Here is a 1959-nt window from a genome sequence, read left to right as displayed (position 1 = left end):
TTATTTCGTTTGTCGCTTTCTGCGTTGTTGCTATCGGCGACTTGTTCTATATTACACCTATGTATATTAATCGTCAATAGTTTTAAATAAGTTTTTTATAAAAATATGAATTAACTATACCAACAAGCCGTTAGCACAATAATAATACACTTGAATGTAACTCCCCCAAAATAAACTAAATACGAATAACCTATAAAAGTTACTGTAGGTTATTCGTATTTAGATGTCATTAATATACATATGACATTTAAAATTTATCCCCTCATTACATTATGTACACCATAATAGAAAGAAAGAATTAAATATTATTCCTTTGAAGGTATCGAGCAGCTACCATCTGCACAATAATCATCTGTTGTACTATTTATTGAAAGATCTTGAAGTTCAGACTTAGGATTCTCTTCTTCCCACACCTGCTGAAGTGCACCAACAAAGGTTTCAAGTGGTTGTGCACCTGAAATAGCATACTTTTGATTAACAATAAAATAAGGTACCCCTGTAATTTTATATTGTTGGGCAATTGATTCATCAATCCTAACCTCATTGGCATAAGCATTTTTATTATGAATAACATTTAAAGCCTCTTCCCTATCTAGACCGGAAGCTTCAGCAATATTAGCTAGTGTTTCCACATCACTTAAGTTTCTCGATTCAGTGAAATATGCAAAAAGTAGATTTTCTGTAATCTCCTTTTCCTTCCCCTGATCCTTTGCGAATTTCGCCAAACGATGTGCATCAAAAGTATTTGTTGGCTTCATCTCTTCAAATTTGAAACTTAAACCCATACTAGCTGCATGATTGCCTAGTTGTATATTATTACGATCAGCTTCTTCAACACTAATTCCATACTTCGATGCAAGTACTTCATTAATACTCGTTCCAGAGTAGATCGGAGCATTTTGATCTAATTCAAAACTTTTAAACTCAACTTCAACATCTTTCTTATGTGGAAATTTCTCTAAAGCCATTTCTAATCTACGCTTCCCAATATAGCAAAACGGGCATACAAAATCAGACCAAACTTCAATTTTCATATGAACACCTCATTAACATTTATTTTTCAATCATTGTAGCACTGACGTTACGGAATTCAAAAATTTATGCCTCAAGAAGTTACGACTACTAATCAAAGAAGATTTCATGCACATATATACACTTCAATTGTAAATGAGCTCCTTGTTCAACATTCCTATATCTCACTACATATTTAGCCATAATATAGCTGTTCTCATAATAGTTGAAAAGCACCTGTATTATTTCCATAGATTATGTACTACTTCCCTATACTTAATAACAAAAAAATATCCCTCAAAACGCTACTATTATAAGAATAAAAAATTAAACAAGCCCGTCTATATAAAATGCAATTATATAGACGGGCTTGTTTAATAGATTTAGCAAACTGCAAACTCAAAGGAAGCAATTATACAAATCTATATTATTGAAATTATGAACGGAGTTATTTTCAAAAGTATATTAGTGAAGAAGATTTAGATGTCCAATCATGAAGAAGAAATATTTATCGGCAGAAATACCTCTAATGTTTATTAGTTAAGGGATACTGCATACAGGGTTTCAAGGAAAAATAGCTATACAATTCATAAACCATTAAATCATTTAGAGCATAGAAGCTTCAATTATGCGCCAAATTTTTTAGAAATTAATTATAAAAGAAGAGAGATTTCCTCTTATATTGAAGATATGACCAATAATGGTCATATGACGAAATACATATAGTTTAATGAACGCTTAATAAAAATAGCGAAAACACTTCGCCTTTATCATGATTCTGTAAATAATTTTCCATCTGGTATGATTTAGCAATCCATATTTCCACTCTTGTTTCTAACGAAACAAATATACAAAAAAACACAAGTCAAAAGACTTGTGTTTTAGCTTGCTTGGCGACGTCCTACTCTCACAGGGACAAGGTCCCAACTACCATCGGCGCTAGAGAGC

Annotated in this window: 1 protein-coding gene; it reads right to left on the bottom strand. The window is 32.0% G+C overall.

All coding sequences use genetic code 11. From position 1 onward, the window contains the following. Positions 1 to 305: 305 nt before the first annotated feature. Positions 306 to 1034 carry a DsbA family oxidoreductase gene (locus tag JTF23_RS27320; RefSeq protein ID WP_204210285.1) on the bottom strand — a complete coding sequence of 243 codons (729 nt, stop codon included), beginning with the start codon at positions 1032 to 1034 and terminating at the stop codon, positions 306 to 308. Positions 1035 to 1959 lie beyond the last annotated feature (925 nt).

It is taken from the genome of Bacillus sp. RIT 809 (genome assembly GCF_016892495.1).
GTDB classification, from domain to species: Bacteria; Bacillota; Bacilli; order Bacillales; family Bacillaceae_G; genus Bacillus_A; species Bacillus_A cereus_U.
This window is presented reverse-complemented; position numbering and strand designations above follow the sequence as displayed.

What these genes read in the sequence shown, in the direction of transcription:
- JTF23_RS27320 (WP_204210285.1), bottom strand. Translation starts at nt 1,034, where the DNA reads ATGAAAATTGAAGTTTGGTCTGATTTTGTATGCCCGTTTTGCTATATT.